Genomic DNA, 19,710 nt, shown 5'->3' with positions numbered 1-19,710 from the left:
CAGAAAAGGAATTAACCATGCGCTTATTACACACTATGTTACGTGTTGGAGATTTACAAAAATCGATCGACTTTTACACTAACGTGCTGCAAATGACATTACTGCGTCAATCAGAAAATACAGAATATAAATATACGCTGGCATTTCTGGGTTATGGCGATGAAACAGATAGCACGGTATTAGAGCTGACTTATAACTGGGGCACAACAGAATATGACTTGGGCAATGCCTACGGACATATCGCTATCGAGACAGATGATATTTATGCAACCTGTGAGATGATTAAAAAGATGGGCGGTCAGGTTACGCGCGAGGCAGGCCCGGTTAAAGGCGGTACCACGATCATCGCTTTTGTTAAAGATCCGGATGGTTATCAGATTGAGTTAATTAATAAAAAAGATGCAGGAAAAGGCTTAGGGCTATAACCACCTTATTAATTTAATAAAAAGGCCGGGCAGTAGATAATAGCAATTCCACTAATGATCTAATTAATGGGTTTGCTATAACTACAAACCGGCCTGTTTTGCTGATTCGATAAAAATTATTTATTTAGGTAAAAAGCCGATTTTATCGTAAACCTTCACTAAGGTTTCAGCAGCACGTACACGGGCTTTTTCAGCACCAACACGCGCAACCGCCTGTAATGCAGATTCATCTTCACGTAAGGCTTTAAAACGCGCCTGAATAGGCTCTAATAAACTCACTACCGCATCCGCAGTATCGCTCTTCAGATGACCATACATTTTATCTTCATATTCGGGGATCAGGCTGTCAATAGACTTGCCTGTAGAGCAGGAAAGCAGGGTCAGTAAGTTTGAAACACCGGGCTTTTCAACCGGATCAAAATAGATCCGTGCCTGATCATCAGAATCTGTTGCCGCACTTTTAATTTTCTTCAAAATCTTTTTCGGCTCTTCTAATAAACCAATAAAGTTTTTAACATTATCATCGGACTTTGACATTTTCTTAGTCGGATCCTGGAGACTCATAATGCGTGCTCCATGCTCAGGAATAGCCGGCTCGGGAACCACAAAAGTATCACCATAGGCATTATTAAAGCGTATCGCAATGTCCCGTGCTAACTCAAGATGTTGTTTCTGATCACTGCCTACGGGGACGTGTTGAGGGCCATAAATGAGAATATCAGCAGCCATTAATACCGGGTAGCTGAATAAACCAACGTTAATATTTGTAACGTTTTTTTGCGATTTATCCTTAAACTGGGTCATGCGGTTTAATTCACCCATTTGCGTATAGCAGTTTAAGATCCAGGAAAGCTCCGCATGCTCCGGTACCTGAGACTGAATAAACATAGTACTTTTTAACGGATCGATACCCACCGCCTGATACATCGCCAAACCATCGTAAATGGCTTTACGCAGAGCAATAGGATCTTGACGCACAGTAATCGCATGCAGATCAACCAGACAAAACAAGCAGTCGTGGGTTTTCTGCATCTCGACCCACTGCCGCAGAGCCCCCATATAATTGCCTATGGTTAACGCGCCAGAAGGTTGGCAACCACTTAAAACTATTGGTTTAGTCATTTCTCTTTCCTTTGCCTACCGATAAAGTAGATCTAATAATTCATTAAACTGCTAGCAGATGTTATCTGGACGTAATACTTAAACGGGCTCATCGTGGGTGCAACTCCAATAACAGCAATGCTCATAATACTGGCATTTTACCTGGCGAGAATAGCATTCCGGGAGCCTTTAGGCCAAACTACGCAATATGGGATATAAGTTATTGATTAACTGTGCTTCACCTATACCCAAGCTGGGAATGTTAATTTATTTTATACGCCAGCTAATTCACTACGCATTGTGTCAATCACCGCTTTGTAATCGGGCTGATCGAAAATAGCAGATCCTGCCACAAACATATCGGCACCGGCCTGGGCAATTTCTTTAATATTATTTGGTTTAACGCCGCCATCAACCTGCAGACGGATGTCACGACCACTCGCTGCTATTAATTTTTTAACTTGACGTAATTTTTCAAGGGTATGGGGAATAAACGATTGTCCGCCAAACCCCGGATTAACAGACATTAATAAAATAACGTCTAACCTATCCATCACGTGAGTCAATACTTCTAATGAAGTGGCAGGGTTTAACACCAAACCAGCCTTACAGCCATGATCTTTAATAAGCTGTAAGGAACGATCCACATGCTCAGAAGCTTCCGGATGAAAAGTAATAATTGATGCACCGGCCTGTGCAAATTCGACAATCATAGTATCCACCGGTTTTACCATTAGATGCACATCTATTGGTGCGCTAATACCGTAGTTGCGTAATGCTTTACACACCATAGGACCAATCGTTAAATTAGGAACGTAGTGATTATCCATTACGTCAAAATGCACGACATCTGCACCAGCATCTAATACTTTTTTAACATCTGCACCTAATTGGGCAAAATCAGCAGAAAGGATTGAAGGGGCAATTAAATAATCAGTCATGGTAGGCTTCCGTTTGCTAAAATGAATGCGTATTCTACCGAAGCGGCAGCAAACAAACTATTATTTATTTTGCGGATCCGAGTGTCCGGCAGATTGTGCTGCAAACAATGCGAATAACTCCCCGACAGGTTGACGAGTTGATGATTTACTGCTGATGGTGCGGGATACCTGTATCTTGTCACAGTCAGCATCGCGATACAGCTCCTGGGTTAAAATGGTATCGTGGTTACTGACTAAAACACAGCACTTTGACTCGCGTGCCAACTTGGCCAGATTAGCCTGATCATCGAGGGTAAAACCGCTACTTGCATAATTTGTAAATGAGGCACTTTTGCTCAGTGGTACATAGGGTGGATCGCAATACAAAACGTCATCATCACGTAAATACTGAAATAATTTCTGATAAGGTTTACAGGTGAAAGTCGCTTTTTTAGCTTTTTCGGAAAAAATCAGTAACTCTTTTTCGGGAAAATAAGGTTTTTTGTAACGCCCGAACGGCACGTTAAAACCGCCACTTTTGTTATAGCGGCATAGCCCGTTATAACCGTAACGATTCAAATAAAGAAATAATAGGGAGCGCTGATAAACATCTTTGCAGTCATTAAACTCACTGCGCAGCTGATAATAAACCGCTTCATTATTGAATTTATCCTGAAAGTAATATTTAGCATCACGAATAAACTGTTTCGGTTTTCTTTTGATGATGTTATACATCCCGATCAAATCAGGATTAATATCATTAAGCAGGTATTCCTCAAAGTTACTGTTCAGAAAAACAGAACCTGCCCCTACAAAGGGTTCGATAAGGCGTTTTCCGTGAGGTAAGCGTTGATTGATCTGTTCTGTCAGGGTGAATTTTCCACCCGCCCATTTCAAGAATGCACGATTTTTTTTAGTCATTGTTATATTGCAAATCCTGATGGACCTCTTGATAGATTATAATAGATGTTAACATGTTTGATAAAGAAGCAGATAAACCTTGCTGGGCGGTTTTTGCCGCGGCAAAGCTCTCATAATTGCCAAAAATAACAACAAACCAAGATTGTTTATTTCTTTTGATTGTGTAGATATAAACATTTTCTTCAGGCAGCTCGTTTTGCCCTATAAAAGCCAGCAACTTTTCCTGCGTTTCCAGTTCCGATAATTTTACCGTAAATAGATGCGCAGGCTTGGCCAGAAGCAGATCAACCGGAGTCAAAATCAGATCAAGGAGGTTGCTTTCCTCGGCAGCTTCGACCGGTAAAGAGGCTTCGGCTTGTTGACCGGCAGGCTTTTGCTCTTCCCCGTCAGGAAGGCCAATTTCAGATTCACCAGGTTCATTCATTTTTATCATTGAGATGCTCTGTTGAGCATTGTTATTTTGTTGTGTTGGCACTTCAGGCTGCTGCGCAGATGGTGTTGTTACCTGCTCAACAACATTAACCACATAACGCTCCTCCAAGCCGATCAGTTCCTGCCTTGCAATGACAACACGCTTACCATTAAGGTCACTCTCACCAACACTGAACTGCGTATCTTCTATTGCATCGTCAGGATCTTCCTGCCAGTTCTCAGTAATCATTTTGGCAGGCTGTTGAATAGCGCTAATCTGCTTTGTTGCGCCATCATCGGCAAAAATAAAATTGCTTAAGGGGCCGGAAAAAAAATAGATAACGAGACTCACAACCACTATTAACATGGCAAATAACAATAAGATTTGAGATAAATTATCTTTAATCCATGAAGGTCGCATATTGTATTGTGAATTCGCGCTCATTTGCTCTGCTCACTGAATGATTAGGCCAATATCCAAGTTATTGCTTAAGCCGCCCGATAATAAAAATAATGGCGGCTCCTCTTTATCAGCTTATACCCAAGCCACCTCAAGATGCAAGAATCAGCATGAGGATAAATGCCCAGACTCCACAAGAAAGCTTGATTATTCGACCTAAACGGCTAATTTAATACTCAATGACCTGCTGCAGTATTTCTTCGCTGACATTATCAAAGATAGCGCTTGTCCCTATGGAGGTCGGTAAAATTAGGCGTAGTTTGCCATCCAGTACTTTTTTATCCAGCTGCATATGTTCAGCAAACTGCTGATAATGCATCTCTTCCGGTGCAGAGATCGGTAAATCGAACTGCTTAATTAATGATATAATTTGTTCAACTTGTGCAGAATTCATAAGGTCAAGATGCCGCGCAGTCTTCGCGGCAAGCACCATTCCAGCAGCAACGGCCTCACCATGCAGCCAGTTTCCATAGCCCTGCTCAGCTTCAATAGCATGACCAAATGTATGGCCCAGATTCAGCAATGCACGAATACCGCCCTCTTTCTCATCCAATGATACAATTTCAGCTTTGATTTCGCAGCAGCGTTTGATCATATAGGTGATCGACTCTGGCTGTAACGCTTTAATCTCTGTTGCATGCTCTTCAAGCCATCTAAAAAAGGCCGGATCGTAAATAATGCCATACTTAATAACTTCAGCCATTCCCGCAGAGAACTCACGTGCCGGTAATGTTTTCAGACAATCGATATCGATAATAACTGACTGAGGCTGATAAAAGGCACCAATCATATTCTTGCCCAGAGGATGGTTAACGGCTGTTTTTCCGCCAACTGATGAGTCAACCTGTGATAGCAGCGTGGTCGGCACCTGGATAAAGGGAACACCACGTTGATAACAAGCAGCGGCAAACCCCGCCATATCGCCAATCACACCGCCACCAAGGGCAATGATGGTGGTATCCCGCGCATGTTTATTGGCCAGCAAAGCAGTTAAAATAGTTTCAAAAGTTGCCAGCGTTTTAAATTTTTCACCATCAGGTAAAATCACCTGATCGATCTGAAAACCACTTAATGTCTCTTTGCAGGCGGCTAAATACAAAGGAGCAACGATTTCATTGCTGACAATCATCACTTTTTTACCCTTGATGACCGGTTTAAATAACACTTTTTGTGCCAATAAACCTTGCCCGATTGAGATCGGGTAACTGCGCTCGCCTAAATCAACAATTAACTTTTCCATTAAAAATCCAATAGTTCAATAATTTGACTGGCGACAACTTTCGCGCTCTGGTCATCTGTTTCGATGGTATAATCAGCCACCTCATCATAAAATTCATTACGCTTTTCAGCCAACTCTTCCAATACTGAACGCGGATCTTCTGTTTGTAATAATGGACGGCGTTTATCTTTTAAAGTCCGGGCTAACTGCTTATTTACACTTGTTTTTAAGTAAACAACAATACCTCGCGCGGATAAGTGTATTCTATTCTCCGGACGAATCAACGCACCGCCGCCCGTTGCTAAAACAATACCATGCTTTTGGGTGAGCTCATCAATCATGCTCTGTTCGCGATTACGGAAACCTTCTTCACCCTCTACATCAAAAACCCACGCTATGTCCGCACCCGTTTTTTTCTCTATTTCAGCATCTGAATCAAGAAAGTTAAGGTGTAACATTTGTGCTAAATGACGGCCAATTGTGCTTTTGCCAGCCCCCATTGGGCCAATTAAGAAAATATTACGTTGCTCTGCCATGTTGAATTATTACTCAAGTGATTAGTTACTGGAAAGACCCTTTAGAAAAAGAGAAGTGCCGCATATTATCGCAATTGTTATCAAGCCATTGCAAGCCCATAAGCAAAATAAGCCCAAAGATTACCTTCAGGCTTATTTGTTTTTGCGAAAAACGACCGAGAAGATATCTCTGCTTAGAATTTACCCTGCATCACTATTCTTGGCGTTACAAAAATCAGCAACTCGGATTTATCGTTATCTTCACTGGTTCTTCTGAATAATGCCCCTAAAAAGGGAATGTCCCCCAAAACCGGTACTTTAGTTACCGTGAGAGAAACACGCTGCTGATAAATACCACCTAATACCAATGTCTCACCATTATCCACCAATACCTGGGTAGTAATTTCCTGGGTATCAATAGCGACGGAATCAGAGCCATTAACGGTAACCGTCTCACCGAGGGTGTCTTGAGTAATAACAAGATCTAAGATGACCTTATTATCCGGCGTAATTTGCGGCGTTACCTTAAGACTTAGCACCGCTTTTTTAAAGGCTATAGAGGTTGCACCGGATGAGGATGATTCAACATAAGGAATCTCCGTACCTTGTTCAATAGTAGCCGTTTGCTGATTAGCGGTGGTAATACGCGGACTGGCAATAATTTCAGCTTTGCTTTCCGACTCCAGGGCAGAAAGCTGTAAATCTAATAAATCAGTACCTATATTGAAGGCTATCGTACCCGCAGGATTTGAAGCTCCCAGGTTTACATTTAACTGATCAGTCGTTGCTGAACCGGTTTCTAAACCGTCAAAGGTCCCCGATGTTTTGATATTGCTACCATCTGAAGTAACTCCCCACTGAATACCTAACGCTTCACCAACCGAGTCACTGACTGTTACCATGCGCGCTTCAATAACAACCTGCTGCACCGGGATATCCAATATTTCAATCATCTCTTTAACGCTGTCAATCACAACTGCCGTATCTTTTATCAACACTGTATTGGTGCGCACATCGGTGCTGACCGAGCCTCGTTCCGATAACAGGCTCATTTTATCATTGGCTAACATCGCTGATATTTCAGCGGCCTTAGCATAATTAATTTGAATGAACTCCGAATATAACGGCGCTAAATTACTCACTTCTTTTTCGGACTCTAACTGCTCACGCTCTTTTGCCGCTAACTCCGCAGCCGGCGCAATCATAAGCACATTACCGTCCATGCGTTTACCCAGGCCTTTCACTTTTAATATAATATCCAGCGCCTGATCCCAAGGCACATCATCAAGACGTAAGGTGATATTACCGCTGACAGAATCGGTAATAACCAAATTAAAGCCATTAAAGTCGGCAATTAACTGCAACACAGTACGTACCGGGATATCCTGGAAGTTTAAAGAAAAAGCCTTACCCTGGAAGTCACTTTGTTTTTCATTTTTCGGTTTTTCCGCCACCTCAATAACAAACAGCGTGTCTAATTGATCGTAACGGTAGTTATATTGCTCTTTCATATCAAAAACGAAACTGGTTTTGCCGTCTGCGCTAAAACTCTCCACCTTTTCGACTGCTGTCGCAAAGTCGACAACATCCATAATGTAAAGCAGTTCATCAGGTATATAAGTACTCTTGAATTCAGCAATCAATTGCTGATCGCGGCGGCGGATATCCACAGCCACACTTGAGTTATCCAGGTATACCAATAACTTACCCTGCCCCTCCGAGCCACGAGTAAAATCAATGGCAGTAACACTGTTCACATAACCTTTAGGCGTTGCTAAAGGGATGGCTGCAGCTGATGGTGCAGTTTTAACGGCTTGAGCGATTGCTTTTACCGTCTGGCTTGCACTGGTTTGCGCAATCGCAGCTGCTAATGCAATCTCTTCGTCACCATCAGCAGTGGTTTGCGCGGTGACATTTCCGAAACGAACAAAAAGAACATTTTTTTCCTGCGTAATACGATAAGGCATTAACGTATCGAGAGAGACGGTTAAACGCAGGCCGTCCGTTGTACGCTCGGTTGCAACATTATTAACCCCCCTTGTATCAATTTTAATCGGATTTAACTCTAAAACCGAACTGGCATCTTCAACATCGATGACCAACTCGTTGGGGCGATAATGTAATTTGTCCGTGTAGCCGCCAACAGCGTCGCTAAATTCAAATTTTAATTCGAATTTACCGTCAACCAGAGGATTAATATCAAGCTTATTAAGTTGTGGCTCAGCAAAGACAAACGATGAGCAAAACAATAAAGCCAGTGGAAAAATATTTAATAATGTTTTTAATTTTAATGTTTTCATGATGTTAATTTCATCCCTGCGTTAAGATCATTCGGTCTACTGCTTTAAAGTTATTTGTGTTATCCGTTCTTGCCAACACCCGTCTTGGTCTGCGGCTAATTCCAATAAATCAATTTTATCTTCTGCAATTTTTAACACTTTGCCGTGGTTCAAACCAAGGTAATAACCGGGTTTAACTTTATATAGCTCCCCTCCCGATACCTGCACCAGTGCCCATATCTGCTGATCAACCAAAAGTGTTCCCCGCATGGTTAAATTATCAAGCGAATACATCTCCAGAGCTTGTTTTTTGCGGTTTAAATTTGGCTGCGGGCAGCTTTTTGGGGCATTTGCCACGGGTACGACGGCTTCAGCCTGAGGTTCACTGAAGGGATTGCGTGCTCCTTTTTGAGTAAATGCCAGGGGGTCAATTTTCTTCAAAGTTGGCACTTTATCATCGATCGGATAAACTTTTGCTTTCGTTTCAGCGACAAAGCTGGACAAATCATCAATATTGACCTCTACGCATGCAAACAGGGGAAGAGTCATTATTAAGATAATAAATAATCTCATTTTTTGCTCTCCTTATAACGGTAGGTTTTAGCAATGACATTGAGAGTCATTAACTCATCATTTGCTTTAGTTAATTTCAGATTATCCAAAATAACAATACGTGGTAGCGCGGCAATATCTGCGGCAAAACTACCAAGCTCTTCATATTTGCCAATCACTTGAATACTGATCGGTACCTCAGTAGAAAGTTCTTCGTCTTTGGTTACCCCCCAATTGATACTTTTAAACTGCAGACCATTATTAGCTCCGATAAAACTGATATTGTCGAGTAAACTAGCTACCTCAGCATTGCTCGGTAGCTTATTGAGCAGGCCATTAAAGATAATCTTGATTTCAGCCATCTGAGCGCGATACTCTTCTAAATTCGAAGATAACGCCGCTTTTATCTTAAAATCATTTTTTAAGGTCACTTCTTTTGCTTTAACCTGCTCTAATTGGTCCATCTGCGGCATGGTTACATAATAAAAAAAGGCACCGCTTAATATAACGCAGACAGAAATAATAAATATCACGCGATGCAGCAGGGGCCAGCTGCCAATATTTTCAAAATCCAAGTCATTTAAATCCATTATTCTCCCTCCCCCTGTTCAGGAACGACAGCAAATTTCATAACAAAATTGCTCAATTTAATGGGTTGTGTCGGCCCGGAAACAATAGAACTGATATAAGAATTACCCAACCACCCCGACCCATCAACATTTCTTGTCATTCTGGCAAGGCGATTATTGGATTCACTCATCCCTTGGACATCAACCTGATCGCTGGAAAAAGCAATACTCTTTAAATAGATTCCGGGAGGAACAACTTCCGGTAAGATATTAAACAGCCGTGTTGCGTAATTGCGTTTTTCCTCTAACTTTTTAATCAGATTTATACGACGCTCAAGCTCCGCTTTCTCTTTTTTTATATCCCGAACTTCTGCAATACGGCGATCTAAAATAATAGTTTGTGTTTGTAAATACTGATTACGCTCATTTTGCGCGCCAATTAATGCATCAATATAGAGCTTCCCGAGGTAAGAAACCCCCAGCACCAAAAGTGAACTTAATCCTAAAATAGCAAAGAAGATCATTTTCTTTTTCTTTTTATATTCTTCCCGCCATGGCAGTAAATTAATATTAGACATTTCCCCCTCCCCTTAATGCCAACCCTAAGGCCATCATGTATTTTGCAGAACATTGGTGAAGTAAATTTTTATCTGCTGCATTTTTGTATTCAAAGCCAAAAAACGGGTTCGCAATTTCGGTCTCCAAGGCAAGCTGTTCTCTTATCTGCTCCGCTAACCCCGGTAATAATTGGCAACCGCCGGTGAGGATAATTTTATCCACAGCTATATTCTTGGGTGCATTGGTAAACATACGCAGATCATAGCGCAGGTGATTGACAGTCATATTAATAAAGGGGGCAATAACATCAATATCACAACCTGCCGGCCACTCCTGTTCAACTTTAATTTTTTCCGCTTCATCCGGCTTTAAGCCATAACGCTCTGCTATCATCTGCGTGCAGATAGCGCCACCATGATTTTTTGAGCGGGAGAAAATAACTTTCCCTTCATGTAATATATTTAACATCATTTGTGATGCGCCAATATCAATAACCGCAACACCTTTGTCGAAATCTTCCGGTGAAAACTGCAGCTCTGCAGATCTTGCCAATACGTGGCTTGCAACATCAACTATTTTCACATTGAGGCCAGCGTCTTCGACACAATCTACCTGTAACAACACCGTTTCTTTACGCGCGGCACTCACTAACACATCATTGAGTTCCGGATTGCTTGCATTGGGGGAAATAATTTCAAAATCTAAGAAAATTTCATCTATTGGGAAGGGAATGTTGCTTTCTGCTTCAATTTCAACTTGAGTTTCCAGCTCCAGTTCACTTAAATCGGCATTGATCGGGATAATTTTAGTAATAACGTCAGTACCGCTGACAGCAATCGCCACATTTTGGTATGAAGCAGGAAAATTTTTGCGTAATTGTTTAATTATTTGAGTTAATTTTGCAACGTCTTCAAAGCGCTGATCAACAATCAGGCCTTTTTCGATAGGCACTTCGGCAACAGCATCGATTTGAAATGTGCCTTTGCCTCTGGTCAGTGCCACTGCTTTAATCGCACTTGAACCGAAGTCAATCCCGATCAGTGCTTTGGAGTTTGATTTTTTTAAATTTTTAAACATAACATCCCTGCTAAAATAAATTTAATCCGATCTATACAGAGTCCTTTCTAATTGATATTAAGTCGAAAATCGAGAACTTCCAAGGTGTGAAGTCACAATTCCTTCTTTAACTGCATAAATATCACTATATACTGTTGGGTAATTGTGAACGAATAACAACTTTAATCAATTAAAATCAGTTAAAAACAATAAATGTGTAAGGTGCGTATAAAATGTTGAAATGGATTAAACGCCTGGTGTTGCTTTCAATTTTCCTCGGATTGCTCGGTATCGGCGCAATTGTCGCAATTTATTACCATGTAAAATCCGATCTGCCAGATGTCGCTACAATCACAGATATTCAATTACAAGTACCAATGCGGGTTTACAGCCTTGATGGCGAACTGATTTCTCAATTCGGTGAAAAACGCCGTATACCCCTCACTAAAGAAGATGTCCCTGAGACACTGATTAATGCATTTATTGCCACAGAAGATAGCCGTTATTACCAGCATTACGGCATAGATCCTATTGGTATTTTACGTGCGGTAACGGTCTGGGCTTCAAGTGGCTCGGCAACTCAGGGCGCCAGTACCATTACTCAGCAGGTTGCACGTAACTTCTTTTTAACACGCGAAAAAACATTTATCCGCAAAATTAAAGAAGTTTTTATTGCCATTCAGCTGGAACAAATCTTAAGCAAAGATGAAATAATGATGCTTTATCTGAATAAGATTTCTTTAGGTCAGCGTGCTTACGGTATTGGCGCCGCTGCACAGGTTTATTATGGTAAAAGCGTTTCAGAGTTAACCCTGGCTGAAATGGCCGTCCTGGCAGGCTTGCCGAAAGCACCTTCAAACCTGAATCCAATCTCTTCGCCGAAAAATGCTGAAATGCGTCGTAATGTCGTCTTATTACGCATGCTATCCGAAAACTATATCAGCCAGGCTGAGTATGAGCAGGCAAAAGCAAGCCCGATTACAGCTAAATACCATGGTGCAGAGATTACCCTGTCTGCTCATTATGTTGCTGAAATGGCGCGTAATAAATTAATTGAGCTATTCGGCACTGAACGCAGCTACAACGATGGCTTCAGTGTCTATACCACTATCAATAAAACAAATCAGGAAGCCGCTAACCAGGCGCTGCTGAACAATCTGCATAATTATGATAAACGCCATGGTTACCGCGGCGCGAGCAAAACCTTGTGGCAAGCTCCTGCTGAAAAATGGACTACCGAGCAGATCACAACGAATCTCAGCCAGACACCGAATTTTGGCGATCTATATCCAGCAGTGGTAACCAGTGTTGCAGAAAAAGAAATTAAAGTAATCAGTAAAAACAGCAATGGTGCAGTTCAATCCATCTTCTGGGACGGCTTAAAATGGGCGAGGCCCTTTATCAGTGATTCCAGACAAGGCAGAGAACCGCAAAAAGCCTCAGAGATAGTCGCGGTGGGTCAGCAGATATGGGTTCGCGAAGTTGAACAAAAATTAGAATTATCCCAATATCCCGATGTGAGTGCAGCATTTGTTTCGCTTAATCCTCAGGATGGCGCTATTACTTCTCTGGTGGGTGGTTTTAGTTTTGTACAAAGTAAATTTAACCGTGCCACGCAGGCGAAACGTCAGGTCGGATCCAATATCAAACCTTTTATTTACTCTGCGGCACTTGATAATGGTTATACGCTCGCCACTCTGGTAAACGATGCTCCTATTAATCAATGGAGCGGTAGCGCAGCCTGGAGACCTAAAAATTCACCCGAGGTTTATGACGGTCCGATTCGTTTACGACGTGCGCTTGGACAGTCAAAAAACGTTGTATCAGTGCGTTTGGTACAGGATCTGGGCTTGACAAAAGTTATCAGACAATTGGAAAAATTTGGCTTTGATAAAGAGGATCTGCCAAGAAATAATACGATTGCCTTAGGTTCAGCATCAACTTCCCCTTTAAATCTTGCCACGGGGTATGCGATCATCGCCAATGGTGGATTTAAAATAGAGCCTTATATAGTAGAGCGCATTGAAGATGCTTATGGTACTGTCATATATCAGGCAAACCCGAAAATCGCCTGTGCCTATTGTGCAGAACTTTATGCGCAGCAGGAAAACATCCAGCCACTTACAGAGGCACAAACGATCCAGGAGCAAGGAGCAAATGTCTGCCCTATTGCACCGGTAAGCGAAGCGCAAATAGCCCCGGCAGCAATCAGTGCTGAAACAGCTTTTTTAACCCGTGAATTATTGAGAACAGCGGTATGGGGAGGAGGTAGCTGGCAGGATAAAACCGGTTGGAACGGAACGGGCTGGCGGGCTGCACGCGCTATAGAACGTCAGGATATGGGCGGTAAAACCGGGACGACCAATGATTCGAAAGATGCATGGTTTTCAGGCTTTGTCGGCAATACAGTCGCCACGTCATGGGTTGGATTTGATGACTTTCAACGAGACCTGGGCAGGACCCGCTACAATAACAACCTGGATAAGGAACAAACCACCGGTGGCGAGTTTGGTGCGAGCACAGCGCAACCTGCATGGATAGAATTTATGCAGGCGACAGCCTTATCAAATCCGGCGCTCAGCATTGATCCGCCCAATAAGATTTCTACTGCGCGTATTGATCGCAAATCGGGGTTGCTAACCTACCAGACAGATCACAGTAGCTTATTTGAATATTTCACTGAAGATTCTGTACCGACAGAATATGAAAATAGAGTGAATGATTTTGAAACAAAAGCATTTTCTTCTGGTAACGGCTCCGCACCAGCTAATGCCCCTGCTTCCCATGATGAACTATTCTAGACCATGATAAAAAGCCAGTGCACCAGCACTGGCTTTTTTGGCTGATAATCGCATTTTCCTCAATTCAGCAGTACCCGCTTATCACTCTGTCAATAAATCGGAAAATAGCTTAATAGTTCTGAAAAACTGCATCTCCTGTTCAGGTTTTTCACTATCCGGTTTTTTGATGCCGCACAGGTGCGCAACCCCGGCCTGCTGTGCCACCAGCAGTATTTTCTCACTATCGTCAATAAATAAAGATCGTTTGAAGTCTATGCTATGCAACTTCGCAACCTGCTGCCAGAATTTGACATTTTCCTTGGCAACCCGGTAATCATGGCTGGAAACAATAGCTTCGAAATAAGCGCTTATGCCACACACCTGCATCTTCAAATCGATGCCGCTGCGATGTGCATTGGTTAATAAGATAACCCGCTTGTTTAATCTTTTTAAATATTCTAAAAACCATAATGTATCACTGCGTAATTGAATTTTATGTTTGGTTTGATGTTGTAATTGATGAATGTCCAAGCCTAAAGTAGCACTCCAATAATCATAACAATACCAATTCAGGCTCCCGGTTACTTTGCTGTACTGGGTAAAGACATGGTGTTTTGCCTCCATGAAGGGAAGGTCTGATTGGTGCGCATATTGGCTGGGTACATATTCCTGCCAGAAATGATTATCATAATGTAAATCAAGCAGTGTTCCATCCATATCCAATAAGACAGTATCGACTTCTGATGCAAGATGCATAAACTACCCCAATAAGTTGTAATTAATTCATTGTTACTTGTAAGATAACCTTTATTCGCTGATCAAAGAGAGTTCATATGAGTCAATCATCACCGACATTACCGCAAATCCTCAAGCGAAGCCTTGTTGCTAGCAGTCGATTTTTTAAAATTGAAGCGTTGCAGCTGAAATTCAGCAATGGCCAACAGCGTGAATTTGAACGCATGCAGGGTTACCGCCATGGTGCGGTACTGATTGTACCGTTTTATGACGCAGAGACAATTCTACTGATCAGAGAATATGCAGCCGGAACCCACTCCTATGAATTAGGTTTTCCAAAAGGCATTATTGATCCCGGCGAAACAGCTGAATTCGCGGCAAATAGAGAATTGAAAGAAGAGGTTGGTTTTGGTGCCCGGCGATTACAAAAACTTAAAACAGTGACTATGGCCCCCAGTTATTTCAGCAGTGAAATGACCCTGTTTATGGCATTTGATCTTTATCCGGAAAAAATAGAAGGGGACGAGCCTGAGCCCTTAGAGGTCATAAAATGGCCGTTAAATAAAGTAGATGAATTATTAGCGCGAGAAGATTTTCAGGAAGCACGCGGTATATCCGCATTATTATTAACCCTAAAAGCACTTCAAGGGAGTAAATAAACCTCTTTATCCGGGGATATTTTTTTAACGGGGATCATAAATGATCCCCTTGGCATTACGATAATCCATCGGTAAAAACAGGCACTAAAACAGCCTGTTTAAACCATTTAACGCAGCAACACGATAGGCTTCAGCCATGGTCGGGTAGTTAAAGGTAGTATTAACAAAATACTCAATGTTGTTCGCTTCTCCCTGCTGTTCCATAATCGCTTGACCGATATGGATAATTTCTGCCGCCCGCTCGCCAAAACAATGGATTCCTAAAATCTCTTTTGTTTTCCGATGAAAGAGAATTTTCAGACTGCCTACCTCAGAGCCCAGGATTTGTGAACGGGCTAAATCTTTAAACTGTGCACGGCCCACTTCGTAAGGGACTTTTTGCTGGGTTAGCATCTGCTCGGTTTTACCGACGGAGCTAATTTCCGGAATAGTATAAATACCCGTAGGGATATCTTTTATCTGCTTTTTCTTACCTTCGCGGGTTAAAATAAAGCGCGCGGCAACTCTTCCCTGATCATAAGCTGCACTTGCCAGACTCGGATAGCCAATCACATCACCAATCGCATAAATATTATCCACTTCAGTCTGATGGTGTTCATTGACAGCGAGTTGGCCGCGACCATCAGGTTTTAAACCAACATTTGCCAATGCTAATTTATCTGTATTGCCAGTTCGCCCATTGGCAAACAGAAGACAACCAGCTTTCATCCTTTTACCTGATTTAAAGTGAATCAAAACGCCTTCGGGTGTACTTTCAACTTTTTCATATTCTTCATCATGACGCAGGATCATGCCTGAATTTCTAAAATGATAAGAAAGTGCATCGGACATTTCCGCATCTAAAAATGACAATAAACGATCACGGGTATTGATTAAATCTGTTTTAACGCCTAAGCCCCTGAATATTGACGCATATTCACAGCCGATAACGCCAGCACCATAAATGACAATGTGTTTAGGATGATAATCTAAAGAGAGAATGGTATCACTGTCATAAATATTAGCCGCGCTAAAATCAATATCTGCCGGGTGATAAGGCCGTGAGCCGGTGGCAATAATGATATCTTTAGCGGTTATTTGTTCCGAGGTACCGTCGCTGCGGGTAATTAAAATGGTATTTTTATCAACAAAAGCAGCAGCACCAAAATATAAGCTGCAATTATTACGGTTGTAAAAACCACTGCGCATCGTCACCTGCTTGGCAATCACCTGTTGAGTATGAGTTAACACATCCTTGAAGGTAAAAGTTTTATTGTGCGGATAATTATTGGTAAATAACGCGTTATTTTTTAATTCGATAAGCTGACTAACACTATGCCGCAGCGCCTTGGACGGAATAGTGCCCCAATGTGTACAGCCCCCACCGATATCCTTGTATTTTTCAATGACAGCAACCCGTAAACCACCTTTAGCCAACTTCATTGCCGCCCCCTCTCCGCTGGGCCCGGTACCAATAATAATGACATCGTAATTGTAGTATTTAACTTTCACTTTTGCATCTTTAACTGTGGACATAAGCTACCTCTGATAGGGCAATAGATAAATTATATTAGCAAGTTAGACTCATTTTTCACACCTTCAAATAACAAATCCTGCGCTATTTGGAAGTTAAACACCCTCACTCAATAAACTGAACTTTTACAGCACAGAATGGCAAATAAAAAGAGGATCTCAGTGATTTATCATGCTATTTTTAAGTTTAATGTTTTAACTGATTGAAGGAAATACGCTATGAGCCAACCAACTATTCCGACTATTTCATTAAAATGGCTTACTTATGCCTTTATAATAGGTCTTTCTTTAAGTGCTTGTTATGCGATGCTGACTATCCAGGCAATTCATTTTTCCCCGTTTGTCTTTTTAACCCTGTTCCTTTCCGTGAATCATTTTTACGGTCTTTATATCAAAGAAGATGATAATGAAATCAGTATAAAACCAGCCTGGGGCGCCTTTTTTATCGGCATGTTTTCTTATTCTGCATTTCTCGGCATACAGTACCCGGAGTTAGGTTCAAACGTCCTGTCGGTCGCATTAACACTCATTTTAACTATCTGGTTAATCTACAAACTAATGTTTGGTGACAAACGTTACTCAGCTTAAAAAGTCATATAAAATAGCGTGTTAACACTTTTACACGCTATTTTTTTATTGCTAATTCAGGCATTATTTAGACGACTTTCTAAAGCACTTGCGAGACAGAGGACTTTTCTTTCAATTTCTCAAGCAGCTCTTTGCCCGCATCATGCCCTGTATTACCAAGCACCGGAAATAATGTACAAAACATAGAATGAGGGTGCATATTAACTGTATCTATGGTCATGGAAGTCGGAATTTTAACAAACACATTGCCTCCGGTGCCTTCAACGTGCTTTAATTTTTCGATCAAACGCTCTGCGGTTAATGCCTCAAGGAAAACTCTGACTAAAAAAGATTAGATGCGTCTGCTATTAGCTTTAATATACAAGAACCTGCAAAGCAAGAAGTGATCGCTTAATATACCCATTTTAAGGGGACTAGCGGGCAAACAATCACTGCGTTACAATATCCAGGAGGAATATGTACCCAGCCTGAAAATTCCAACCTTCAATAAGTTGTAAGATTTAAATACAACATGGTTAACATTCTTCGCATTAGAACAACTAACTTTTTTACATGACAAGCAATAATTCCATTAAACAGGGGATCTATTTAAGGGCCGCTAAAACAGATAAAGCAACATGTTGATATTATTCTAATAGCACAAAATTCTAAAAAATGATGTTGAACAGCTGTAGCTGGGACCCATGCAATGGCTAACATTGATATTAACGGCTTACTCTCCGCAATTTATAAGGGACTAAAATGCAGTACATAACACGCGAGTTACCTAAATTTAAGCGCATAGCACTTGTCGCACACGACCATATGAAAGTTGAGTTATTAAACTGGTCTGAAAGACGTCTGGATATATTAAAACAACACCAGCTTTATGCCACCGGCACAACAGGTAGTTTACTGGCCAAAAAATTAGGGTTACCGGTTAAATGTTTATTATCCGGTCCGATGGGAGGAGATCAGCAGCTCGGTGCAAAAATAGCTGAAGGTGAGATTGATCTGCTAATTTTCTTTTGGGACCCGATGAATGCGGTACCCCATGATCCCGATGTAAAGGCGTTATTACGTTTGTCTGCGGTATGGAACATCCCCGTTGCGACAAATATTTCTACTGCTGACTTTATTATTGATTCCTTACATTTCAAAACAAGTTACGACACGCGCATTCCGGATTACCATGGCTACCTGGCTGAACGAACTGAATAAAAAGGATCTTAATTTGCAAACACTTAACGATATTTATATTTACCCGATCAAATCAGGTAAAGCGATTAATCAGCCAGCGGCAAAAGTTGAAGAAAAAGGTTTGCAATTTGATCGTCGCTATATGCTGATTGACGAGCAGGGACAATTTATTACCGGGCGGAGTTATCCGCAACTCACCCAAATTCAGGTACAGTTTTCGAAACAAATGTTAATCGTTGACGCACCCGATATGCCGTCGTTAACGATTAATCCGGCCGAATTCAGTGAACAGACTAAAAATGCAACGATCTGGTCAGATAGCCTTAATGCTGTACATTGTGATGATGCATATGATCACTGGTTTTCTACCTTTTTACAGCAAAAATGCCAACTGGTCTTTTGTGCAGCGCAAACACAACGTTTTATAAAGAACAGAGAGACACAGGTTTCATTTGCCGATGGTTACCCTTTACTGTTAATCAACCAAACCTCAGTTGACCAACTTAATGCGCGCTTGGAAAAGCCGGTAACCGCCTTACATTTTCGCCCCAATCTTGTGATTAACGGCGATTTTCCTTTTGTTGAAGATAGCTGGTCACGGATCAGAATCGGAGAAGTCGAGTTTGAGGTCAGCAAGCCCTGTTCACGCTGCTTGTTTACTAATGTTGATCCTACGACCGGTATCGCCGATATTAATGAACCTTTACGGACATTAGCCAAATTTCGTTATTATCAGGGTAATATCGATTTTGGACAAAATTTAATTCCCCTTAATGAGGGTTTAATCCGTATCGGCGACGAAATACAAGTACTCGAAACAAAAGGGGCGCCTTTTTACAGCTCCCATGATGACGTCCAGGAAAAAAATAAAAAGCAGCTGGAGATACATTACCAGGGTTCAGATCTGACCATTAGTGGCGATAATCAGCAGTTGTTGTTAGATCAGGCTGAGCAGGCAGGTATTAATATCCCGTACTCTTGCCGTGGTGGCAAATGCGGGCGCTGCAAGGTAAAACTAATCGAAGGTGAAGTGATTTCACTGAGCAGCCAGGGGTTAACCCAGCTGGAGATTGAGCAGGGTTATATTCTAGCCTGCAGTTGTATTCCGGTATCAGATATTAGTATTAATGATTAGGGTCTGTTGATCTTTCGCGGTTAATTTTTGTTCGAGATAAAAGCGTTTTAATCGCGACGCGAGGTGTGTAGCTTAGTCATTCTAAGTAAATACCTCGCAACAAAGAGTAAAACGCTTTTAGCCGAACCCTTCGGGC

20 protein-coding genes are annotated in these 19,710 nt (G+C 41.7%); 6 read left to right on the top strand and 14 right to left on the bottom strand.

The annotated features are described in order from the left end of the window. Positions 1-17: 17 nt before the first annotated feature. Positions 18-425 (top strand): lactoylglutathione lyase, encoded by a 408-nt coding sequence (gloA, locus tag ABZA00_RS05715; protein ID WP_372881183.1) that lies wholly within the window; start codon positions 18-20, stop codon positions 423-425. Positions 426-545: 120 nt separating this feature from the next. Here the strand turns inward: gloA and trpS are convergent, their stop codons facing one another. The 11 genes from trpS to ABZA00_RS05660 form a co-directional block, all read right to left on the bottom strand. Next, positions 546-1,547, bottom strand: a complete 1,002-nt coding sequence (trpS, locus tag ABZA00_RS05710; RefSeq protein WP_372881182.1) for a tryptophan--tRNA ligase — start codon at positions 1,545-1,547, stop codon at positions 546-548. Positions 1,548-1,798: 251 nt separating this feature from the next. Beyond that, positions 1,799-2,467 carry a ribulose-phosphate 3-epimerase gene (gene rpe, locus ABZA00_RS05705; RefSeq protein WP_372881181.1) on the bottom strand — a complete coding sequence of 223 codons (669 nt, stop codon included), beginning with the start codon at positions 2,465-2,467 and terminating at the stop codon, positions 1,799-1,801. Positions 2,468-2,527: 60 nt separating this feature from the next. After that, on the bottom strand, positions 2,528-3,367 hold the full coding sequence (locus tag ABZA00_RS05700) for a Dam family site-specific DNA-(adenine-N6)-methyltransferase (RefSeq protein ID WP_372881180.1): 840 nt from the start codon (positions 3,365-3,367) through the stop codon (positions 2,528-2,530). Then, on the bottom strand, positions 3,360-4,223 hold the full coding sequence (locus tag ABZA00_RS05695) for an SPOR domain-containing protein (protein ID WP_372881179.1): 864 nt from the start codon (positions 4,221-4,223) through the stop codon (positions 3,360-3,362). Before ABZA00_RS05695 ends, ABZA00_RS05700 begins: the two co-directional genes overlap by 8 nt. A gap of 184 nt (positions 4,224-4,407) precedes the next feature. Continuing rightward, complete coding sequence (aroB, locus tag ABZA00_RS05690) at positions 4,408-5,478, bottom strand: 3-dehydroquinate synthase (protein WP_372881178.1); 1,071 nt, start codon at positions 5,476-5,478, stop codon at positions 4,408-4,410. After that, positions 5,478-5,993 (bottom strand): shikimate kinase AroK, encoded by a 516-nt coding sequence (aroK, locus tag ABZA00_RS05685; protein ID WP_372881177.1) that lies wholly within the window; start codon positions 5,991-5,993, stop codon positions 5,478-5,480. Before aroK ends, aroB begins: the two co-directional genes overlap by 1 nt. 173 nt (positions 5,994-6,166) lie before the next feature. Continuing rightward, positions 6,167-8,272, bottom strand: coding sequence for a type IV pilus secretin PilQ (locus ABZA00_RS05680; protein ID WP_372881176.1), 2,106 nt, complete (start codon positions 8,270-8,272; stop codon positions 6,167-6,169). A gap of 36 nt (positions 8,273-8,308) precedes the next feature. Then, entirely contained in the window at positions 8,309-8,824 is a 516-nt protein-coding gene (locus ABZA00_RS05675) for a pilus assembly protein PilP (RefSeq protein WP_372881175.1), read from the bottom strand. Beyond that, positions 8,821-9,393, bottom strand: coding sequence for a type 4a pilus biogenesis protein PilO (locus ABZA00_RS05670; RefSeq protein WP_372881174.1), 573 nt, complete (start codon positions 9,391-9,393; stop codon positions 8,821-8,823). The genes ABZA00_RS05675 and ABZA00_RS05670 overlap by 4 nt, the downstream gene beginning before the upstream one ends. After that, a complete protein-coding gene (locus ABZA00_RS05665) occupies positions 9,393-9,950 on the bottom strand; it encodes a PilN domain-containing protein (protein WP_372881173.1) in 558 nt (185 codons plus the stop codon). The genes ABZA00_RS05670 and ABZA00_RS05665 overlap by 1 nt, the downstream gene beginning before the upstream one ends. Then, positions 9,943-11,007 (bottom strand): pilus assembly protein PilM, encoded by a 1,065-nt coding sequence (locus tag ABZA00_RS05660; protein WP_372881172.1) that lies wholly within the window; start codon positions 11,005-11,007, stop codon positions 9,943-9,945. Before ABZA00_RS05660 ends, ABZA00_RS05665 begins: the two co-directional genes overlap by 8 nt. Before the next feature lie 212 nt (positions 11,008-11,219). Between ABZA00_RS05660 and ABZA00_RS05655 the strand changes: the two genes are divergently transcribed. Further along, positions 11,220-13,787: a penicillin-binding protein 1A gene (locus ABZA00_RS05655; RefSeq protein WP_372881171.1), complete on the top strand. Its 2,568-nt coding sequence runs from the start codon at positions 11,220-11,222 to the stop codon at positions 13,785-13,787. Positions 13,788-13,868: 81 nt separating this feature from the next. Here the strand turns inward: ABZA00_RS05655 and yrfG are convergent, their stop codons facing one another. Continuing rightward, positions 13,869-14,522: a GMP/IMP nucleotidase gene (yrfG, locus tag ABZA00_RS05650; protein WP_372881170.1), complete on the bottom strand. Its 654-nt coding sequence runs from the start codon at positions 14,520-14,522 to the stop codon at positions 13,869-13,871. A 77-nt stretch (positions 14,523-14,599) separates the two neighbouring features. Between yrfG and nudE the strand changes: the two genes are divergently transcribed. Then, complete coding sequence (gene nudE, locus ABZA00_RS05645) at positions 14,600-15,160, top strand: ADP compounds hydrolase NudE (RefSeq protein ID WP_372881169.1); 561 nt, start codon at positions 14,600-14,602, stop codon at positions 15,158-15,160. An 84-nt stretch (positions 15,161-15,244) separates the two neighbouring features. Here nudE and sthA read toward each other — a convergent pair whose 3' ends face one another. After that, positions 15,245-16,675, bottom strand: coding sequence for a Si-specific NAD(P)(+) transhydrogenase (gene sthA / locus ABZA00_RS05640; protein WP_372881168.1), 1,431 nt, complete (start codon positions 16,673-16,675; stop codon positions 15,245-15,247). A 216-nt stretch (positions 16,676-16,891) separates the two neighbouring features. Here sthA and ABZA00_RS05635 point away from each other — a divergent pair, with 216 nt between their 5' ends. Beyond that, entirely contained in the window at positions 16,892-17,260 is a 369-nt protein-coding gene (locus ABZA00_RS05635) for a DUF1422 family protein (RefSeq protein WP_372881167.1), read from the top strand. Positions 17,261-17,339: 79 nt separating this feature from the next. Here the strand turns inward: ABZA00_RS05635 and ABZA00_RS05630 are convergent, their stop codons facing one another. Continuing rightward, complete coding sequence (locus ABZA00_RS05630; RefSeq protein WP_372881166.1) at positions 17,340-17,546, bottom strand: hypothetical protein; 207 nt, start codon at positions 17,544-17,546, stop codon at positions 17,340-17,342. A gap of 455 nt (positions 17,547-18,001) precedes the next feature. Here ABZA00_RS05630 and ABZA00_RS05625 point away from each other — a divergent pair, with 455 nt between their 5' ends. Both ABZA00_RS05625 and ABZA00_RS05620 read left to right on the top strand, forming a co-directional pair. Then, the gene (locus ABZA00_RS05625) at positions 18,002-18,460 is read left to right on the top strand and encodes a methylglyoxal synthase (RefSeq protein ID WP_372881165.1); all 459 of its coding nucleotides are present in this window, start codon (positions 18,002-18,004) and stop codon (positions 18,458-18,460) included. Positions 18,461-18,473: 13 nt separating this feature from the next. Then, on the top strand, positions 18,474-19,574 hold the full coding sequence (locus tag ABZA00_RS05620; protein ID WP_372881164.1) for a YcbX family protein: 1,101 nt from the start codon (positions 18,474-18,476) through the stop codon (positions 19,572-19,574). Positions 19,575-19,710: the final 136 nt, after the last annotated feature.

The organism is Psychromonas sp., from assembly GCF_041586535.1.
Classification (GTDB): domain Bacteria; phylum Pseudomonadota; class Gammaproteobacteria; order Enterobacterales; family Psychromonadaceae; genus Psychromonas.
Note: the sequence above shows the minus strand (reverse complement) of the source record. Positions and strands in the feature narration are given on the sequence as shown.